This is a genomic window from Aeromonas veronii (assembly GCA_041319085.1).
GTDB lineage: Bacteria > Pseudomonadota > Gammaproteobacteria > Enterobacterales > Aeromonadaceae > Aeromonas > Aeromonas veronii_F.
This window is the reverse complement of sequence record CP101033.1, coordinates 2459532-2479855: the sequence shown is the minus strand read 5'-3', so window position 1 is coordinate 2479855 and position 20324 is coordinate 2459532. Positions and strand designations below refer to the sequence as shown.

Sequence of the window (20324 nt, the reverse complement as noted above, 5' to 3'; positions counted from 1 at the left end):
GTCATGACTCCTGTTGCTGGGCGAGCGGCTGGTAGAGGCGTGTCCGCAGCCGTTCGGCATTGGCGTGCAGGGCCCGGCCGACCCGCGAGCCGTTGGGGCGGTCGAGCTGTTCGCTGACCCACTGGCCGGTGGCCGCCAGTTTGTCGAGATCTACCCCGGTCGTCATGCCAAGGCCGTGCAGCAGGTAGACCACCTCTTCTGACGCCACATTGCCGGAGGCGCCCGGTGCATAGGGGCAGCCGCCAAGGCCCGCCACCGAGCAGTCGATAGTGCGAATACCGCGCTCCAGCGCGGGCAGCAGGTTGGCTAGCCCCTGGCCGTAGGTGTCGTGAAAATGGACCGCCAGCCGCCCCGCCGGGATCTCGTGCAGCACCGCATCCAGCATGGGTGCCACCGTGCCCGGGGTGCCGACGCCGATGGTGTCGCCGAGCGAAATTTCGTGGCAGCCGAGATCAAACAACTGCTCGGCCATGGCGGCGACTCGTTTCGGGCGGGTCGGGCCGTCGAACGGGCAGGCGATGACGGTGGAGAGGTAACCTCGCACCCTGATGCCGAGGCGGCGCGCCTCCTGCACTAGCGGGGCGAAGCGCACCAGCGACTCCTCCACGCTGATGCCGATATTGGCCCGGGTAAACCCGTTGGAGCAGGCGGTGAAGAGGCCAATCTCATCGGCGTGGGCGGCAATGGCAGCCTGCAGACCCTGCAGATTGGGCACCAGCGCGCCGTAACGGGTTGAACCCTTGCGCGGCAGCGCCTGAAAAAGTGCGGCAGAGTCCGCCATCTGTGGCACCTTTTTGGGCGATACGAAGGCGCCCACCTCGATGCGCTGCAGGCCGCAGTCGGTAAGGCGCTGGATCAGCTCCAGTCGCTGGATCAGTGCCAGCGGGTTGGCTTCATTTTGCAGGCCATCGCGCGGCCCCATCTCCACCAGACTGACCTTGTCGTCCCGGCTCTCGTGTGCTCGGCTCATGAGCGCTCCTCCTGCACAGTATGCTGCTCGGCAAAGCGCACCAGCAGGGCGCCCTGACTCACCTGTTCTCCCAGGCGGCACTGCAGCAGTTCGATCATCCCATCCCGGTCGGCTTTGAGGATGTGCTCCATCTTCATCGCCTCCAGCACCAGCAGGGGCTGCCCCTTGCTGACCGTCTGTCCCTGCTCGACCAGCACGGCTACCACGATGCTGTGCATGGGGGCGATGGCGCCCTGTGCCTTCTCATTTAACTGGTCATAGTGGTGACTATGCTGCTCATCATCGGCCGCGAAACGGATACGCTGGCCCGCCAGGGTCATGATGAAGGTTGCCTCCGAGCCTGTGACCGTCTGGATGGGGATCTGTTGCCAGCAGCCACCCCGTTGCAGCCGGATATGGTCATCGCCTTTTTGGTAGTAACAGTTCTCCCCTTGCCACTCAAACTGGCCGCCATGATCGTGAAGGGTCAATACCCGGCGCTCATCACCGATGCGCACCGGCGCTGTCCAGCAGCGATCCGGTCCCAGCCGAAATCCGCAGGCTTGCTGCCAGGGGGTGGTGCCCGCAGGGCGGCTTGCCAGCCAGAGGGCGGCAAGCGGCCAGACGAGTGTCGGGATGGGCAGGGCATCGGTGGGAATGGGCCACTGGGTATGGTGGCTCATGGTCAAGACGTCAGGCTCTTCACACAGGCGCAGCAACAGCGGGCCGTTGTGCACCAGCGGGCCGAGATCCAGCGCCGCCAGCGCATCGGCCAGTTGGGAGAACGCCTCGGCGCGGCTCTGGCCGTGGGCGACGAGCTTGGCGATCATGGGATCGTAATAGGGGCTGACCTCATCGCCGGCGGTGACGCCGGTGTCGATGCGCACGCCATCCGGCCAATGCAGCCAATGAATGGGGCCGCTGGCAGGCAGAAACCCGGCCGCCACATCCTCGGCGTAGAGGCGCGCCTCCACCGCATGGCCGCGCAGCACCACTTCCTCCTGAGTGAGTGGCAGCGGCTTGCCTTCGGCCACTGCCAGCTGCCAGGCCACCAGATCCTGCCCGGTCACCGCTTCGGTGACCGGATGCTCCACCTGCAGCCGGGTATTCATCTCCATAAAGAAGAACTCATCCTTGCAGAGCAGAAACTCGATGGTGCCCGCCCCCTGATAGTGGATGGCTTTGGCAGCGGCCACGGCCGCATCCCCCATGGCGCGCCGCAGAGCCGGAGGGATATCGGGGGCGGGTGCCTCTTCAATGACTTTCTGGTGGCGTCGCTGCAAGGAGCAGTCCCGGTCCCCCAGATAGATGGCGTTGCCGAGGCTGTCGGCAAAGACTTGCACCTCCACATGGCGAGCTTGGGGCAGATAGCGCTCCAGTAGTACCAGATCGTCACCAAAGGCGGCCTTGGCTTCCCGTTTGACTGCCGCCAGCGACTCGTCAAAGTCGGCCAGCTGATCGACCCGCCGCATCCCCTTGCCACCGCCGCCACTGGCGGCCTTGATCAGCAGCGGGAAGCCAACCAGGCTCGCCTGCTCGCGCAAGAAGTCCGGCCGCTGATCCGTGCCGTGATAGCCGGGCAGTACAGGTACACCGGCGGCCTGCATCAGCGCCTTGGCGCCCGATTTGTCGCCCATGGCGAGAATAGCTGCGCCGCTTGGGCCGACAAAGCGCAGGCCGCGCTGTTCGCAGGCGGTGGCGAAATCGCTGTTTTCCGACAGAAAGCCGTAACCGGGATGGATGGCATCGGCGTGCGCCTCTTTGGCAATCTTCAGCACCTTGCCAGTGTCGAGATAGCTCTCTCTGGCTGGTGCGGGCCCCAGATGCCAGGCCTCATCGGCCAGACGGGTGTGCATGGCATGGGCGTCGGCATCGGAGTAGAGGGCGATGGTGTGAATGCCGAGGCGTTTCGCCGTCTTGATGATGCGCACGGCAATTTCTCCGCGATTGGCAATCAGCAGGCGCTTAATCTGAGTGTGATGGGTCATGTCTCATCCTTGAAACGGGGACGCCAGGCGGGAGGTCGTTTGTCGAAGAAGGCTTGCATCCCCTCCTGGGCTTCGAGCCCCACCCGAACCCGGGCAATGGTCTCGACAGTTTTCTCTTCGTGCAGGCGGGAAGGATGGGCTTCTATCGCAGCCAGCAGCCGTTTGGTCTCTTTCATCGCTTCCGGCCCGTTGCGGCACAGACGAAGGGCCTGCGCCCGTCCCTCCGCCAGCAGCTGATCCGGTTTGCAGAGTTGGTGTGCCACATTGAGCCGACAGGCGGTGATGGCATCGAACGGCTCGGCACTGAGCATGTAGCGGCGCGCCTGACGCATTCCCATGGCGCGTACCACGTAGGGGCTGATCACCGCAGGCACCAGACCCAGGCTCACCTCGGAGAGGCAGAAGCGGGCATCGTCGCTGGCCAGCACCAGATCGCAAGCGCAGATGAGCCCCAGCGCCCCGCCGTAGGCAGCGCCTTGCACCAGCGCCACCGTGGGGAAGGGGAGATCGTCGAGGGTCTGCATCAGCCGCGCCAAGACCCGGGCGTCTTCACGATTGTGCTCGAAATCGGCGTGGGCAAGATTGCGCATCCAGTTGAGATCGGCGCCCGCGCAAAAGTGTTTGCCCTCGGCCCGCAGCAACAGGGCATGGGGACGTTCGGCGAGATCATGACCATGGAGATGGGCCAGATCATCGAGACAGTCGAGCAGCCCCAGCATCAGGTCGGCATCAAAGGCGTTGTGGCGGGCCGGGCGCGACAGCACCAGCTCGGCCAGCGGGCCGTGCCGCTCCAGTCGAAACGGGGTCTGGGCTGAAGAGCTGAGTGTTGGGGAAGTGAGTGGATCGGACATGTACTTGCTCCTTACATCCTGAAGATGCCGTACTGCTCGGAACCCTGGCGGGCACCCTGACAGGCGGCCAGTGCCAACGCCAGCACGGTGCGGCTCTGGGCCGGGTCGATGACGCCATCATCCCAGAGGCGGGCGCTGGCGAAGTAGGGGTGACCCTGGCGCTCATACTGTTCGATCACCGGGGCGCGGATGGCGGCCGCCTCCTGCTCGCTCAAGTCCTTGCCCTCGGCGGCCAGCTTGTCCCGACGCACCTGCACCAGCACACCGGCCGCTTGCTCGCCGCCCATGACAGAGATACGGCTGTTGGGCCAGCTAAAGAGAAAGTCGGGTTCATAGGCGCGGCCGCACATGCCGTAGTTGCCGGCGCCAAAGCTGCCGCCGACGATCAGGGTGATCTTGGGCACCCGGCTGCAGGCCACGGCGGTGACCAGCTTGGCGCCGTGCTTGGCGATCCCCTCTTTTTCTGCGCTACTCCCCACCATAAAACCGGTGATGTTCTGCAAAAAGAGCAGCGGAATGGCGCGGCGGTTACAGAGCTGGATAAAGTGGGCCCCCTTCTGGGCGCTGTCGCTGTGCAGCACGCCGTTGTTGGCGAGGATCCCCACCTCCATGCCGCAAATACGGGCAAAGCCGGTCACCAGCGTGGTGCCGAACAGCGCCTTGAATTCGTCAAAATCAGAGCTATCCACCAGTCGGGCGATCAGTTCGCGGGCGTCGTAAGGGCGTTTGAGACTGGTGCCCACCAGACCGTAGAGCTCCTCTATGGGGTAGCAGGGGGGCTCGTAGCCGGGGCTGGTCTCTACCGGCTCGTTACCCAGATGAGTAACCAGCGTGCGGGCGATAGCCAGCGCATGGGCATCGTCACGGGCCATGTGATCAGCAACCCCGGAGTGGGCGCAGTGCACCTCGGCGCCGCCCAGGGCCTCGGCGCTGATCTCCTCACCGGTGGCAGCCTTGACCAGCGGCGGGCCCGCCAGAAAGATGGTGGCCTGCTCCCTGACCATGATGGATTCATCCGCCATGGCGGGGACGTAGGCGCCCCCAGCGGTGCAGAGCCCCATCACCACCGCCAGCTGGGGGATGTTCTGGGCCGACATGCGGGCCTGGTTGTAGAAGATGCGACCAAAATGGTCCCGGTCGGGGAACACCTCGTCCTGCATCGGCAAGAAGGCACCGCCGGAATCCACCAGATAGAGGCAGGGGAGGCGCAGCCGTTCGGCGATGGCCTGGGCGCGCAAGTGCTTTTTCACCGTGAGCGGGTAGTAGGTGCCACCCTTCACGGTGGCATCGTTCACCACCAGCATGCAGAGCCGGCCCGAGACCCGGCCGATGCCGATGATGATACCGGCGGCGGGCACCGGCTCGTCATAGACCTGCCAGCCAGCCAGCGCCGACAGTTCGAGAAACGGGGAGCCCGGGTCCAGCAGCTGATTGATGCGCTCGCGGGGCAGCAGCTTGCCACGGGCCCGATGGCGGGCGTTGTTGGCCGCACCGCCCCCTTGCGCGATCTCGGCAATGCGGGCATGGAGATCGTCGACCAGCCCCTGCATGGCGGTCCGATTAGCCGCATATTCTGGGCTCGCCGTGTCGAGACGGGAGTAGATACGACTCATGCGTTATCCCCCATCAGCTCGCGGCCGATGAGCCAGCGGCGGATCTCCGAGGTACCGGCGCCGATCTCGTATAGCTTGGCGTCCCGCAGCAGACGGCCGGTGGGGTATTCGTTGATGTAGCCGTTGCCGCCGAGTAGCTGGATGGCATCGAGCGCCATCTGGGTGGCATTTTCGGCGGCAAACAGGATGGCGGCGGCGCAATCCTTGCGGCTGGTGCGGCCCTGATCGCAGGCGCTCGCCACCGAGTAGACCAGCGCCCGGCTGCTGGCGAGGCGGGTATACATGTCGGCCAGCTTGCCCTGCACCAGCTGGAACTCGCCGATGGCCTGACCAAACTGCTTGCGCTCGCGCACATAGGGCAGCACCACGTCCATGCAGGCCTGCATGATGCCAAGGGGACCCGCCGCCAGTACTACCCGCTCGTAATCCAGCCCGCTCATCAGCACCTTGACCCCGCCGTGCAGGGGGCCCAGCAGGTTTTCCTGCGGTACGCGGCAGTTGTCGAACACCAGCTCGCAGGTGCTGGAGCCGCGCATCCCCAGCTTGTCGAGCTTCTGGGCGGTAGAAAAACCGGGAGTCTCCGCCTCGACGATAAAGGCGGAAATCCCTTTGGGGCCTGCACTGGCATCTGTCTTGGCATAGATGACGAAGGTGTCGGCATCCGGGCCGTTGGTGATCCACATCTTGTTGCCATTGAGCACGAAGTGATCCCCCTCGCGCACCGCGGTGAGGCGCATGCTGACCACATCGGAGCCTGCGCCCGGCTCACTCATGGCCAGCGCCCCCACATGCTCGCCGCTCACCAGCGGCGGCAGGTAGCGCGCTTTTTGCTCCGGCGTGCCGTGGCGGTGGATCTGGTTGATGCAGAGATTGGAGTGGGCGCCGTAGGAGAGGCCGACCGAGGCGCTGGCGCGGCTCACCTGCTCCATCACCAGCACATGGGCCAGATAGCCGAGGTTTACCCCGTCATACTCCTCGGCCACCGTGATGCCGTGCAGCCCCAGCTCACCCATCCGGGGCCAGAGATCACGGGGGAAGGCGTTGCTTTGATCGATCTCGCTGGCGCGTGGGGCGATCACTTTCTGGCAGAAGGCCGCAACCTGCTCGGTCAGGGCATTCAGGGTCTCATCCATCTGCATCCATGCTCTCCTTGCGGATATGACAGTCGGGTAGGAAGGTGGGTTCGACCGGCTGACTCGGCGTTACGGCTGGCAGTGGTCGGTCCATTTTTGTACTTCACTTCTGCCACAAGTTTACGTTAGCGTAAACGTAAATCAATTGTTAATCTGTTGTGTGTCGATAAAGCGGTGGTAGTGAGAGCGTCAGCAGCTACCACCGACAACAGCGCCATAGTGGCAGATCTGAATGAGCAGTGTTTGGGCGCCGCGTCATAAAGCACTAACTCAGGAAAATAAGCGCGGGGCAACAAGGGAGCGAACGACAAGATGGATTTTACCCTGACCGATGATCAACAGGCGTATCTGGAGGCGGCCGCCGCCTTTGCCGACGATGCGCTCAAACCCCATGCTGCGCGCTGGGATAAAGAACACGAGTTTCCCATTCCGACCATCAAGCAGGCGGCCGGGCTAGGTTTTTGTGGTCTCTATACCCCGGAGCAGTTTGGCGGATTGGGGCTGCCTCGCCTCGATGCGAGCCTCATTTTCGAGCGCCTCGCCATGGGCTGTACCTCGACCACGGCCTATCTGACTATCCACAACATGGTGAGCTGGATGCTGGGCTGCTGGTTGCCCAGGGAGGTCGCCGAGCAGTGGGTGCCCAAACTGGCCAGCGGCGAATTGCTGGGCTCCTATTGCCTCACCGAGCCGGGGGCGGGCTCCGATGCGGCGGCCCTCAAGACCCGGGCGGTGCGCGAGGGTGACAGCTACCTCATCGAAGGGACCAAGGTCTTTATCTCGGGGGCGGGCAGCAGCGATGTGCTGGTGGTGATGGCCCGTACCGGTGGGGAAGGGGCGAGTGGGATCTCCGCCTTTATGGTGCCGGCCGACAGCGTGGGCATCGTCTATGGCAAGCCCGAAGAGAAGCTGGGCTGGAACAGCCAGCCGACCCGGGAGGTAGCGTTCAACGGGGTGCGTATTCCCGCCAGTTACCGGCTGGGTGAGGAGGGGGAAGGGTTCAAATTCGCCATGCAGGCTCTCGATGGGGGGCGCATCAATATCGCCACCTGTTCGGTGGGCACCGCCCAACAGGCGCTGGATGATGCGCTGGCCTATGTGCAGCAGCGCCAGCAATTTGGTCGCCCGATCAGCGAATTCCAGAGCGTGCAGTTTCGCCTGGCCGATATGGCGACCGAGCTGGCGGCTGCCCGCTTGCTGGTGCGTCAGGCCGCCGACAAGCTGGATCGCGGAGCCCCGGACAAGAGTGCCTGGTGTGCCATGGCCAAGCGTTTTGCCACCGATGTGGGTTATCGAGTCTGCGATGAGGCTCTGCAACTCTTTGGCGGCTATGGTTATATCCGCGAGTATCCGCTCGAGCGCTATCTGCGCGATACCCGGGTACACCGCATTCTGGAGGGCACCAACGAGGTGATGCGACTCATCATCGCGCGCCGTCTGCTGGCTGATCCCGGTTTGTCGCTGGGCTAACCGCTGGTCGCAGCAAGGGGGGGGGCCTGCCACTCGACTTGCACCATGCCATGCCAGAGTCGGCTTTGTGAGCCAGCCCCAGGTTGGTGTCATTCAAGCCTGTCATCATGGCTGCAGCTTCATCGACAAGGACAATGTTATGACAAGGATCAGACTCGAATATCATGGCCACGTTGCCTATATCACCCTCGACCATCCGCCTGCCAACACCTGGACCCTCGCCAGCTTGCAGGCTTTCTTGCAGATGATGGTGGAGCTCGACAGCCGTCCCGACGTGGTGGCGCTGGTGATCCGCGGTGCAGGCGACAAATTTTTCTGCGCCGGTGCCGACCTCAATATGTTTGTCGAGGGGGATGTCGAGCGGGCTCGTCAGGTGGTCGAGGCCTTTGGCAAGGCCTTCGAGGCATTGGCCCGTTTTCACGGCGTCAGCATCGCCGCCATCAATGGCTATGCCATGGGAGGCGGGCTGGAAGTGGCGCTGGCCTGTGATATCCGCATCGCCGAGCAACAGGCGCTGCTGGGGCTGCCGGAGGCATCGGTGGGATTGCTCCCCTGCGCGGGAGGCACCCAGCGCTTGACCGAACTGGTGGGGCCTGGCTGGGCCAAGCGGATGATCCTCTGCGGCGAGAAGGTGAGTGCCTCGCTGGCCTACGAGATAGGGCTGGTGGAGGCGGTGGTGAAAACCGGTCAGGCGTGGGAGGCGGCGCATCAGATGGCCCATCTGGTGGAGCGCCAGAGCCCGAGCGCCCTGCGCGCTTGCAAAACCCTGATCAATCAGGGCCACAGTGGCCCGCGCGATGCGGCCTTGCCGCTCGAACGAAGTCTCTTCCTTGAACTGTTTCGCGATGCCAACCAGCGGGAAGGGGTCTCGGCGTTTCTCGAAAAGCGCGCCCCGCACTGGCAATACCAAAAGCCGGATGGAGCAACGCATGAGTGAGCCAGTACGTAGCGCGACCCATTCGACGGCTGATGGTCACCAGATCGGGGTGTTGACTCTCGACAGTCCTGCGTCTCTCAACGCATTGAGCCTGCCGATGATCCAGATCCTGCAACAGACGCTGACCCGTTGGGAGCAGGACCCTGCCATCGTCTGTGTGCTGCTGCAGGGGGCGGGTGAGAAGGCATTTTGTGCCGGTGGCGATATCCGCTCCTTCTATTACCGCAAGCAGGAGGCGAGTGAGGCGGAACTGTTTGGTTATGCCCGCGATTTTTTCGAGCAGGAGTATCGGCTCGACCACCACATCCACCGTTATCGCAAGCCCCTGATCTGCGTGGCGGACGGTATCTGCATGGGGGGCGGTATTGGCCTGTTTGCCGGCGCCGATTTTCGGGTGGTGACAGAGAATAGCCTGTTCGCCATGCCGGAGGTGACCATTGGCCTCTACCCCGACGTGGGGGCGAGCTGGTTTTTAAGCCGGATGCCAGGGCGGCTCGGGCTCTGGCTCGGTCTGACCGGTGCCCGCTTCAATGGCGCCGATGCCCTTGGGGTAGGGTTGGCGGATCACGCCATCGCCAGTGGTGAGCGCAGTGCGCTGCTGTCACGCCTCGCCGTGCTTGACTGGGCTGCCAGCCGTGACCCCCGTGAGCAGATCGATCTGCTGCTCAGGGGGTTGCATGGTGAGGTGGCTGCCCGGTTGCCTGCGCCTGTGCTGCTACCCCATCACCAGAAAATCGATGCCCTGCTAGCGGGGCGCACGCTGCAAGGAGTATTGGCGCGGCTGTTCAGCGCCCATTTCGATGAACAGGAGGCGGTGCTCCAGCAGGCGCAGCAGATTTGCCGCACCGGCAGCCCCATCAGCCGCGCCATTTTGTGGCGCCAATATTGGCAGGCTCGCCGCTACTCCCTGGCCGAGGTATTTGCCGAGGAGCTGACACTTTCGGTTAACTGCGTGCTCAAGGGGGATTTTGTGGAAGGGGTGCGGGCACTGCTGATCGACAAGGATAAAGATCCCCGCTGGCAGCAGTTGCCTTTGGAAGGGGAGTGGCTGGATGAGTTTTATCGCTGGCCACAGGGGAGCAATCCATTGGCCTGCAAGGGATAGCATGTTGGCAACCGGCGGGCGCCGCCATCAGCAACGCAAGGAGCAAGCGGGATGACAAGGATAGGATTTATCGGGCTCGGCAACATGGGTGGCCCCATGGCGGCCAATCTGGCCAAGGCTGGGCATACGGTGCAGGTGTTTGATCTGGTTGCCCAAAGTGTCGAGCGTGCCATCGCTGCGGGTTGCATCGCCGCGGGGGATGCCCGCGAGGCGGTGGCCGACTGCGAGGTGGTGATCAGCATGCTGCCTGCGGGGGAGCATGTGCGCAGCCTCTGGCTGGGCGAGAGCGCCGGTGAGCGAGGCGGGCAGGATCTGCTGGCGGCCCTGCCGGTTGGCGCACTGGTGATCGACTGCTCCACCATCGATGTTGACTCGGCCCGTCAGGTCGGGGAGGCGGCCCGCGCGCACGGCTTGCGCTTTATCGATGCCCCTGTTTCTGGCGGTGTCGCCGGGGCGGCCGCGGGGACGCTCACCTTTATCGTCGGCGGCGATGGGGCGGATTTCGAGGCAGCAAGCCCTCTGCTCGCCTGCATGGGGCAGAACCTGTTTCACGCCGGGGCGCTGGGAGCCGGGCAGATCGCCAAGATGTGCAATAACATGCTGCTCGCGATCCACATGGCGGGCACGGCTGAGGCGCTGGCCCTCGGGGTAAAGGAGGGGCTGGATCCGGCCGTGCTCTCCACCATCATGGGCAAGAGCTCCGGCAACAACTGGAGTCTGGAGCGTTATAACCCCTGGCCCGGGGTGATGGAGAATGTGCCTGCCGCCCGCAACTATCAGGGGGGCTTTATGACCCGGCTGATGGTGAAAGATTTGGGATTGGCCATGGCGCTGGCCGAGCATGGCCACAGCGCGGTGCCCATGGGGGCGCTGGCGCGCAACCTGTTCAACCTGCATGCGGCGAAGGGGCAGGGGTCCAAGGATTTTTCCAGCATCCTCGAGCTCTATCGGGACAACACAGATCTGGGGTAAGCGCCGCTATCCGCCTTTTTACCCGATAGTCTTTTACTCGACAGTCACCGGCCATCTCATCAGGAGCATTCATGGACATTCATAACAGAGTCATTGCCATTACCGGGGCCGGACGTGGCTTGGGCCGCGCCATCGCCCTGAGTCTGGCGGAGCAGGGCGCACAACTTGCGCTTATCGACGTCAACCGCACCGATCTGGAGGTGACCGAGGCGGAAGTACGCAGCCGTGACGGCCAGTGCGCCCTGTTCGTCTGCAATGTCGCGAGCGAAGCCGAGGTCGAAGTCGCATTCACCGCCATCAAGGGGCGCTTTGGCGGGCTGCATGGCCTCATCAATTGCGCCGGCATTCTGCGCGATGGCATGCTGATCAAGGTGAAAGAGGGTGAGCTGGTGGAGAAGATGACGCTGGCTCAGTGGCAGAGTGTGATCGACGTCAACCTCACCGGCACCTTCCTTTGCGGGCGCGAAGGGGCGGCGCTGATGGCGCAAGGGAGACAGGGGGGCGTTATCATCAACATCTCCTCCATTGCTCGCGCTGGCAATATCGGCCAGAGCAACTATGCCGCCAGCAAGGCGGGCGTTGCCTCGCTGGTGGTGACCTGGGCGCGGGAGTTGGCGCGCCATGGCATTCGGGTGATGGGGATTGCCCCCGGGGTGTTTGCCACCGACATGACGGCGGCGATGAAGCCGGAGGCGATGGCGCGGATGCAGCAGGCCATTCCGGTCGGCACCCTTGGCGAGGCGCAACAGCTGGCCGAGACGGTGAGCTTTATTCTTGCCAACGACTATCTGTCGGGACGGATGATAGAACTGGATGGCGGTTTGCGTTTATAGCGATTGACACCATGGGCCCCGGTGTTTCCACCGGGGCTTTTTTATGCAGGTTATTGATACAGAGAGGGGCTGAATGGGAATGCATGGGGACCATGTGAGTCAGTTTGTGTTGGCAGAAAAATGAGAAATATCAATGGGCCTTGGTTAATTTGAGCCAGCTCACAGGCCATCAGGGTCAGTGCTGTAAAATTGCGCGCGGTCAAGACGGTGCATGATTGACGGGACAAGGGATTGCGGTCGGAATAGTCATGCAATATAGTTGCCGCCTTTTTCAAGGGGTCAGGATTTCTAGCCCCTCCCATATTGCGCGCAGTATGAATACGGACGCTCTGCCGCCGCCTAAATAAACAGGATTGAGATGGACAAGAAACTAGGGCTGGGCGCCCTCATTTCGCTGGTGATCGGCTCCATGGTCGGCGCCGGGGTCTTCAGTCTGCCACAAAACATTGCTGCGCATGCCAGTGCCGGGGCGGTCGCCCTGGGTTGGGCCATCACCGGTCTTGGCATGATCTGTCTCGCGCTGGTGTATCAGAACCTCTCCATGCGCCGCCCTGATCTCGATGGCGGTATCTTCAGCTATGCCAAAGCCGGTTTCGGCGATTTCATCGGATTCAACGCGGCCTGGGGTTACTGGCTCTGCCAACTGCTGGCCAACGTATCCTATGCCATCGTGGTATTCAGCGCCCTGAGTTACTTCTTCGATACGCCGGACAACGTCATCTTCGGTGATGGCAATACCCCGGTCGCCATTACCCTAGCATCCATCCTGATCTGGTCGGTCCATGCGCTGGTGCTGCGCGGGGTACAGGTTGCTGCACTGGTGAATATCGTCACTACCATCGCCAAGATGGTGCCGCTCATCGTCTTCTGTGTCGCGATCCTGCTGGCCTTCAACATGGATACCTTCACCCTGGATATCTGGGGCCAGAACAACATGGAGCTGGGTTCCGTGATGGATCAGGTCAAGTCCACCATGAAGGTGACGCTCTGGGTCTTTATCGGGATTGAAGGGGCCGTGGTGGTCTCCGCCCGTGCTCGTCATCGCAAGGATGTGGGCCGCGCCACCGTGCTGGCGCTGCTGGGGGCCCTGACGCTCTACGTGATGGTGACCCTGTTCTCGCTGGGTGTCATGAGTCAGCCGCAACTGGCTGCCCTCAAGAACCCTTCGACTGCCATGATCCTCGAAGCCGTGGTCGGCCCCTGGGGTGCCTGGCTTATCAACATCGGTCTGGTGGTATCGGTGATGGGAGCTCTGCTCAGCTGGACCGTGCTGGCCGCTGAAGTGCCCTATATCGCAGGCAAGACCGGCGTGTTCCCGGGCTGGTTTGCCAAGGAGAACAAGAACGGCTCGCCGCAAGTGTCGCTGTGGTGCTCCACCTGTCTGGTGCAAGTGTTCCTCATCATCATCTACTTCCAGAGCAGTACCTATCTGGCGCTGGTCAACATCGCCACCTCGGCGGCGCTGGTACCCTACGTTTTCTCCGGTGCCTACGGGTTGAAGCTGGCGCTGAAAGGGGAGACCTATGAGGGTCAACCGCATCAGCGCAAGCGTGACCTGCTGCTGGCCCTGATGGCGACCGTCTACGGCTGCTGGCTGGTCTACGCTGCCGGGATCGAGTACCTGCTGCTGGTGGCGCTGCTCTATAGCCCGGGCATCTTCATCCACTGGAAGGCGCGTCAGCATCACGGTCTGCGTGGCCTTAACCGGCTGGAGCAGGGGATGACCGCGGTCCTGCTCGGTTGCGCCGTGCTGGCCTTCTACAAGGTGATGGACGGTACCATTCCCTTGAATTAATCGGCACAATAAAGAGATGGCCCTTGGGCCATCTCTTTTTTTATGTGCAGTGCTCCCTTTGTTCGCTGCATTGCCTCGGAAGGAATGTTTATGCTGTTTATGGGTTACCTGCTGCTGGGCGCCTTTGCCGGTATGCTGGCGGGATTGTTCGGGATCGGCGGCGGTCTTATCATTGTTCCCGTGCTGGTCATGACCTTTCATGCCCAGGGCGTCGACCCGGACATCATCACCCATCTGGCCCTCGGCACCTCGCTGTTTACCATGATCTTCACCGGATTCAGCTCGTTGCGGGCTCACCAGGAGGCCGGTGCCGTCGACTGGGTGATGATCCGCCGACTCGGCGCCGGCATGCTGATCGGGGGCTGGCTTGGCGGTATGACCGCCAATCTGCTCAGTGCCAGCACCCTCAATATCATCATCGGCTGTTTCGCCTGGAGCATGGCGCTGCAGATGGGGCTCAACCTCAAACCCAAAGCTGAGCGCCATATGCCGGGGCCGCTCGGCACCGGCATCGCTGGCACCATTATCGGCTGGATGTCGGCGCTGTTTGGCATTGGCGGTGGCTCGCTGACCGTCCCTTACCTGAGCTGGAACTCGGTGCCAATGCGCAATGCCGTGGCGGCCTCTGCGGCTTGCAGCATGCCCATCGCACTGGCGGGGAGCCTGAGCTACCTCTATGCGGGTTGGCATCATGCCGATCTGCCCGAGTGGAGTGTGGGCTACATCTATCTGCCCGCTCTGCTGGGCATTGTGCTGACCAGTACCCAGTTCGCCCGCATTGGTGCCAAGCTGGCGCATCGCCTGTCACCAAAGCGCCTCAAGCAGGCATTTGCCCTGCTGCTGCTGCTGGTGGGGGCCAAATTTATGCTGTTTAGCTGAACCCTTGGCCAGATTGTTGAAAAATAAGGCGAACAGCACCAGCGAGGGCAGAAAGCCATTGCATTGAGAGGCTAGTTTGCCTATTCTCCTCGCCGGTGGTCCTATTGGTCCTCTCGCATTGATAACCCGTCAACCTGGTCAGGACCGGAAGGTAGCAGCCAAGGCGGGGGACTCGAGTGCCGGGATGTGGCTGGTAGGGCCACCACTTGTTTCTGCAATTCAATAAGTTAGCTTCCAAGCGCCCTTGGTCATCCACTTTGTGTGGACGACGAGGAGCTCATCGATGAATCTCTGGCTCAGTCCCCACGGCATCTGGTATTACCGGAAAGTCACCACGCTCCCCTGTGGTCGTCGTAAAGAGATCAAAAAATCCCTGCATACCCGAGACAAGCTGACGGCTCGTGCAGCGGTTGCGAAGCTGCTTGCCTGTGTGCGTTCCAAACCCAAGCCCATTCAGTTGCCTGCTGCCCCACATGAGCAATCAGTATCCCAGCCGATGACTCCGGCGACCAAACCGCGTGCTCCGCTCCTGTCGGTCTTGAGTGACCGCTATCTGAAAGAGAAGGCCCTCTCCTGGGCACCGAAAGAGCGAAAGAACCAGAAAAACTATCTCGGTTCCTTTATCGAGGCACTGGGTGATAGACCAGCCGCTGACTATGGGAAAGCGGATGTAGTCAAGTTCAAGGAGGACCTGCTGAACTCCGGCAAAAGCCCAACGACGATCAACAAGTATCTCCAGAAGCTCTCCCTGCTGTTTAACTGGCTGGCTAACCATCAGGAGGGGGTCATCAACCACTTCGCCGGGCTCAAGTTACAACGGGTCAAAGAGACCAAGGCCAGAAGTGGTTACACGATGGAGGAGAGGCAGAGGTTCATCCAATGGGCGAAAAGGCAGGAGCCCTATCGCCGCGATAGCCTTCCACTCTATACGCTACGGAACAAAAGTGAACCTTCAGCATAGTGTTTCAAAACGGCTGAATAACTAGTGTGCAGGAATTGTACAGTTCTAGTTATCACCTGACATCGGCTTCAAACCGGTGTCTTGTTTATGATACAGAGCGCACTTCCGCCGGTATTAATTCAGACTCTTTTTGAACATGTGTAGGGGGTTTGACCCTCCTGAATCGCCCCTACTTTTCTAGCTACTCAGCAGTTTCTATTAACGCAATCTTAACGGAGTGGCGCGTTTGGCAAGTAGATTGGCGCGTTCTGCCTATAGGTTATTTGTTGCCCCTTGTATTGTTCTGCTCTGGCTCAATCTGTGACTCAAGTCTCGTTTGGGCGTCTGTTTGCCATAGTACATCCTGTTTCCGCTCCACCATTGGAATCATCTATATGAAAAACCTCCATATTTTGCGGCGTAGCGAGTCGCCTTTGTTGGTCATGCTTACCTTGGGCACCCTGTTGCTGGCCGGTTGCAACGACAAGTCCGCCCCGGTATCGATGGCTCCGCCCGAGGTGAGCGCGGCGCAGGTTGTCGTCAAGCCGGTGACCCAGTGGGATGAATACAGTGGCCGCATTGAAGCCATTCAAAGTGTCGATCTGCGTCCCCGGGTATCCGGCTATCTCGACAGCGTGAACTATCGGGAAGGTCAGGAGGTGAAACAGGGTGATGTGCTGTTCACGATTGACGCCCGCACTTACCGCGCCGAGCTGGCGCGGGCCAATGCACAGCTCGCTCGTGCGGCCAGTGTGGCAGTCCAGAGTCGCAACGAAGCGCGCCGCGCCAAGGTGCTGGTCGCGCAACACGCCATTTCTACCGAGCTGTGGGAGCAGCGTAACGCTGCCGATAAAGCCGCCCAAGCCGATGTGATGGCCGCTCAAGCTGCGGTCGATACGGCCAAACTCAATCTGGCGTGGACCCAGGTGCGCGCACCGATCGTCGGCCGGGCAGGGCGAGCGCTGGTGACCAAGGGCAACCTGGTCACGGCAGACGGTACGGCGAGCGTGCTGACCACCTTGGTATCGCAAGACAAGATGTATGCCTATTTCGACATCGATGAGAATGCCTTCTTGCGATATACCCAGCGTGCCCGCACTGGCCTTGGCGGCCACAGCGCCACGATCCCGGTGCAGGTTGGGCTCTCCAACGAAGAGGGGTTTCACCACAGCGGCGAGGTCGACTTTCTCGACAACCGGGTGGAGCGCAGCAGCGGCACCCTTCGCGTTCGCGCCATTCTTGATAACAAAGATCGCTTTTTGACCCCCGGTCTGTTTGCCCGCGTGCGCTTGCAAGGTGGCCACATTCCCGATGCGCTGCTGATCGACGGCAAGGCGCTGCTCACTGATCAAGACCGCAAATATGTCTATGTGGTCGATAAAGATGGCAAGGCCCAGCGCCGCGATGTGGTGCCGGGACGAGAAGCAGAAGGGCTGCGCATCATCGAGAAAGGATTGGTGGCCGGCGATCGCGTGATCATCGAAGGCTATCAGAAAGTGTTCATGCCAGGCATGCCGGTGAACGCCAAAGAGGTGCCGATGCAGGGTGCGGCAGCAGTCACGGCGGCGGTGAAATGAGCGCCCTCCTGTCCATTGCTGCGCGTGTGCTGACACGCCCGGTCACTCTCGAACAGTCTGTTTAAGGACCTATTCCATGGACTTTTCCCGTTTCTTTATTGATCGGCCAATCTTTGCGGCGGTGCTGTCGATCGTGATCTTCGCTGCGGGATTGATCACCATTCCCAACTTGCCGGTGAGCGAGTATCCGGAAGTGGTGCCCCCGTCGGTGGTGGTGCGAACCGTCTATCCGGGCGCCAACCCCAAAGTGATCGCCGAAACCGTGGCCACGCCGCTGGAAGAGGCGATCAATGGCGTCGAAGGCATGATGTATTTCAAGTCAGTGGCCGGCTCTGACGGCGTGCTGCAGATGACCATCACCTTCCGCCCGGGCACCGATCCTGACGCGGCGGCCGTCAAGGTACAAAACCGCGTGGCGCAGGCGCAGGCGCGTTTGCCGGAAGATGTACGCCGCCAAGGCGTGACGACCCAAAAGCAGTCACCGACCTTTCTGATGGTGGTGCATTTGACCTCGCCGGGCGGCAAGTACGACACCCTGTATTTACGTAACTACGCGCGTTTGCATGTGAAAGATGCGCTGGCGCGGATCCCGGGGGTGGGTGATGCCCAGGTGTTCGGTGGCGGTGACTATGCTATGCGCGCCTGGCTCGACCCGGACAAGATTGCCGCGCTGGGTCTCACGGCCAGTGATGTGGTCAGCGCCATGCGCGAGCAGAACGTACAGGTGTCGGCTGGCCAACTGGGTGCCGAGCCGATGCCAAACAGCCAGTTCCTCACGCTGATCAACGCCCAGGGGCGTCTGCGCACCGAGCAGGAGTTCGGCGATATCGTGCTGAAAAACGGCGATAACGGCGAAGTGGTGCGGCTGGCCGATGTGGCCCGCCTTGAGCTTGGCGCTGGCGACTACACCCTGCGCTCCCAGCTTGATGGCAAAAATGCGGTCGGTATCGGTATCTTCCAGTCGCCGGGTGCCAATGCGCTCGAGATCCGTGATGCGGTCATCCATGCCATGGACGAGATGCAGAAGACCTTCCCGTCTGATGTGAAGTATGAAGCGGTCTACGACACCACCATCTTTGTGCGCGACTCAATCAGCGCCGTGGTCCACACCCTGCTTGAAGCAGTGTTGCTGGTGGTGCTGGTGGTGATCCTGTTCCTGCAGACCTGGCGCGCTTCAATCATTCCGCTGATCGCGGTGCCGGTGTCGGTGGTGGGAACCTTTGCAGCGCTGTATGTGCTGGGCTTTTCCATCAACACCTTGAGCCTGTTCGGTCTGGTGCTCGCCATCGGCATTGTGGTGGACGATGCCATCGTGGTGGTGGAGAACGTCGAGCGTAATATCGAAGAGGGGCTCACGCCGATTGCCGCAGCGCACCAGGCGATGCGCGAAGTCTCCGGGCCTATCATTGCGATTGCGCTGGTGTTGTGCGCCGTGTTTGTGCCGATGGCGTTTTTGTCCGGTGTTACCGGCCAGTTCTACAAGCAGTTCGCCGTCACCATCGCCATCTCGACCGTGATCTCGGCCATCAACTCCTTGACTCTGTCGCCGGCGCTGGCCGCCCGTCTGCTCAAACCGCACGATGCGCCCAAAGATGGCCCGAGCCGACTGATTGACACCCTGTTCGGTTGGCTGTTCCGTCCGTTTAATCGGGCCTTCAAGACGAGCTCCGAGCGCTATGAGCGCAGCATCTCCCGCATCCTGGGCCGCCGTGGCGCCGTGTTTGTGGTGTATGCCCTGCTGCTCGGCGCGACCGGAGTGATGTTCAAATTGGTGCCGCCAGGATTTATCCCGACCCAGGACAAGCTCTACCTGATCGCCGGGGTAAAGCTGCCGGAAGGCTCGTCGATTGCCCGCACTGACGCGATGCTGCGCAAGGTCGCCCAGATTGCACAAGAGACCGACGGGGTGGCGCATACCATTTCGTTCCCGGGTCTTAATGCGCTGCAGTTCACCAATACGCCCAACACCGGGGTGGCGTTCATCCCGCTCAAGCCGTTTGCCGAGCGTAATGGCCGCACTGCCGCCCAGATCAATGCCGAGATAAACCAGAAGATCGCCGGCCTGCAAGAGGGCTTTGCCTTCTCGATGATGCCGCCGCCGATCCTGGGGCTGGGTAGCGGTAACGGCTATCAGATGTTTATCGAAGACCGTGGCAATTTCGGTTACGGCAAACTGCAAGAAGCGGTGCAGGCGATGCAAGGGACCGTAGTCCAGACACCGGGCATGGCATACCCCATCACCAGTTATCAGGCCAACGTGCCGCAACTCGATGCCCATGTGGATCGCGTCAAAGCCAAGGCGCAAGGGGTCGCGCTGACCGAGCTGTTCGACACCCTGCAGACCTACCTGGGCTCGACCTATGTCAACGACTTCAACCAGTTTGGTCGCACCTGGCAGGTGATTGCGCAGGCGGACGGGGTGTTTCGCGATAGCGTCGAGGACATCGGCAAGCTGCAAACCCGCAATGCGCGCGGTGAGATGGTACCGATCGGCTCGATGGTGACCATCAAGGAGACCTTCGGTCCGGACCCGGTGCTGCGCTTTAACGGTTATCCGGCCGCCGATCTGGCCGGTGAAGCCGATCCACGCATGCTCTCGTCGGCGCAGGTGATGGGCAAGCTGACCGCTATCGCCGGGCAGGTATTGCCGGTGGGGATGACCACAGAGTGGACGGACTTGAGCTATCAGCAGGCCACTCAGGGCAATGCTGCCTTTATCGTCTTCCCGGTGGCAATTTTGCTGGTGTTCCTGGTACTGGCGGCGCTGTATGAAAGTTGGACCCTGCCGCTGGCGGTGATCCTGATTGTGCCGATGACGCTGCTCTCGGCGCTGTTCGGGGTCTGGATAACCGGTGGCGATAACAACGTCTTCGTGCAGGTGGGGCTGGTGGTGCTGATGGGACTGGCGTGCAAGAACGCCATCCTGATCGTCGAGTTTGCCCGTGAGCTGGAGATGAACGGCCGCGGCATCGTGGAGTCCGCCTTGCAGGCATGCCGGCTGCGGTTACGACCGATTGTGATGACATCCATTGCCTTTATTGCCGGCACGATCCCGTTGGTGCTCTCCACGGGGGCCGGAGCGGAAGTGCGCTCGGTGACCGGTATCACGGTCTTTGCCGGGATGCTGGGGGTGACGCTGTTTGGCCTGTTCCTGACCCCGGTGTTCTACGTGGCGCTGCGTAAACTCTCCGGCCGGCCCTTGGTCCAGCATGGTGAGTCGACCTTCGTGGGCGATCCGCTCTGATGCCGGGCGCATGCCAACCTCTTTTTGGACGAGTGAAT

Annotated in this window: 14 protein-coding genes, 1 other RNA gene and 1 pseudogene; 11 read left to right on the top strand and 5 right to left on the bottom strand. The window is 61.7% G+C overall.

Annotated elements, in window-relative coordinates; translation table 11 throughout:
• Position 1 precedes the first annotated feature (1 nt).
• Genes NMD14_11760 through NMD14_11740 form a run of 5 tightly spaced genes read right to left on the bottom strand, consistent with a single transcriptional unit; the run spans position 2 to position 6540 of the window.
• Positions 2-970, bottom strand: a complete 969-nt coding sequence (locus tag NMD14_11760) for a hydroxymethylglutaryl-CoA lyase (GenBank protein ID XEI31466.1) — start codon at positions 968-970, stop codon at positions 2-4.
• A complete protein-coding gene (locus NMD14_11755) occupies positions 967-2937 on the bottom strand; it encodes a methylcrotonoyl-CoA carboxylase (GenBank protein ID XEI31465.1) in 1971 nt (656 codons plus the stop codon). Before NMD14_11755 ends, NMD14_11760 begins: the two co-directional genes overlap by 4 nt.
• On the bottom strand, positions 2934-3788 hold the full coding sequence (locus NMD14_11750; GenBank protein XEI31464.1) for an enoyl-CoA hydratase-related protein: 855 nt from the start codon (positions 3786-3788) through the stop codon (positions 2934-2936). The genes NMD14_11755 and NMD14_11750 overlap by 4 nt, the downstream gene beginning before the upstream one ends.
• 11 nt (positions 3789-3799) lie before the next feature.
• Positions 3800-5401, bottom strand: coding sequence for a methylcrotonoyl-CoA carboxylase (locus NMD14_11745; protein XEI31463.1), 1602 nt, complete (start codon positions 5399-5401; stop codon positions 3800-3802).
• Positions 5398-6540, bottom strand: a complete 1143-nt coding sequence (locus tag NMD14_11740; protein XEI31462.1) for an isovaleryl-CoA dehydrogenase — start codon at positions 6538-6540, stop codon at positions 5398-5400. Before NMD14_11740 ends, NMD14_11745 begins: the two co-directional genes overlap by 4 nt.
• 306 nt (positions 6541-6846) lie before the next feature.
• Between NMD14_11740 and NMD14_11735 the strand changes: the two genes are divergently transcribed.
• The 11 genes and pseudogenes from NMD14_11735 (at position 6847) to NMD14_11685 (ending at position 20286) form a co-directional block, all read left to right on the top strand.
• Entirely contained in the window at positions 6847-8004 is a 1158-nt protein-coding gene (locus NMD14_11735) for an acyl-CoA dehydrogenase family protein (protein ID XEI31461.1), read from the top strand.
• Positions 8005-8143: 139 nt separating this feature from the next.
• On the top strand, positions 8144-8941 hold the full coding sequence (locus NMD14_11730; GenBank protein XEI31460.1) for an enoyl-CoA hydratase: 798 nt from the start codon (positions 8144-8146) through the stop codon (positions 8939-8941).
• Positions 8934-10046 (top strand): enoyl-CoA hydratase/isomerase family protein, encoded by a 1113-nt coding sequence (locus NMD14_11725; GenBank protein ID XEI31459.1) that lies wholly within the window; start codon positions 8934-8936, stop codon positions 10044-10046. The genes NMD14_11730 and NMD14_11725 overlap by 8 nt, the downstream gene beginning before the upstream one ends.
• 51 nt (positions 10047-10097) lie before the next feature.
• Positions 10098-11018, top strand: a complete 921-nt coding sequence (gene mmsB / locus NMD14_11720) for a 3-hydroxyisobutyrate dehydrogenase (GenBank protein ID XEI31458.1) — start codon at positions 10098-10100, stop codon at positions 11016-11018.
• A 71-nt stretch (positions 11019-11089) separates the two neighbouring features.
• On the top strand, positions 11090-11851 hold the full coding sequence (locus tag NMD14_11715) for an SDR family oxidoreductase (GenBank protein XEI31457.1): 762 nt from the start codon (positions 11090-11092) through the stop codon (positions 11849-11851).
• Between the two features lie 358 nt (positions 11852-12209).
• Positions 12210-13646: an arginine-ornithine antiporter gene (gene arcD, locus NMD14_11710; protein ID XEI31456.1), complete on the top strand. Its 1437-nt coding sequence runs from the start codon at positions 12210-12212 to the stop codon at positions 13644-13646.
• A 90-nt stretch (positions 13647-13736) separates the two neighbouring features.
• Positions 13737-14525: a sulfite exporter TauE/SafE family protein gene (locus NMD14_11705; GenBank protein ID XEI31455.1), complete on the top strand. Its 789-nt coding sequence runs from the start codon at positions 13737-13739 to the stop codon at positions 14523-14525.
• Between the two features lie 102 nt (positions 14526-14627).
• Positions 14628-14724, top strand: an RNA gene (gene ffs / locus NMD14_11700) — signal recognition particle sRNA small type.
• An 84-nt stretch (positions 14725-14808) separates the two neighbouring features.
• Positions 14809-15486, top strand: coding sequence for a phage integrase N-terminal SAM-like domain-containing protein (locus NMD14_11695; GenBank protein ID XEI31454.1), 678 nt, complete (start codon positions 14809-14811; stop codon positions 15484-15486).
• Positions 15487-15929: 443 nt separating this feature from the next.
• Positions 15930-17042 (top strand): annotated as a pseudogene (locus NMD14_11690) (efflux RND transporter periplasmic adaptor subunit).
• A 76-nt stretch (positions 17043-17118) separates the two neighbouring features.
• Positions 17119-20286, top strand: a complete 3168-nt coding sequence (locus NMD14_11685; protein XEI31453.1) for an efflux RND transporter permease subunit — start codon at positions 17119-17121, stop codon at positions 20284-20286.
• Positions 20287-20324 lie beyond the last annotated feature (38 nt).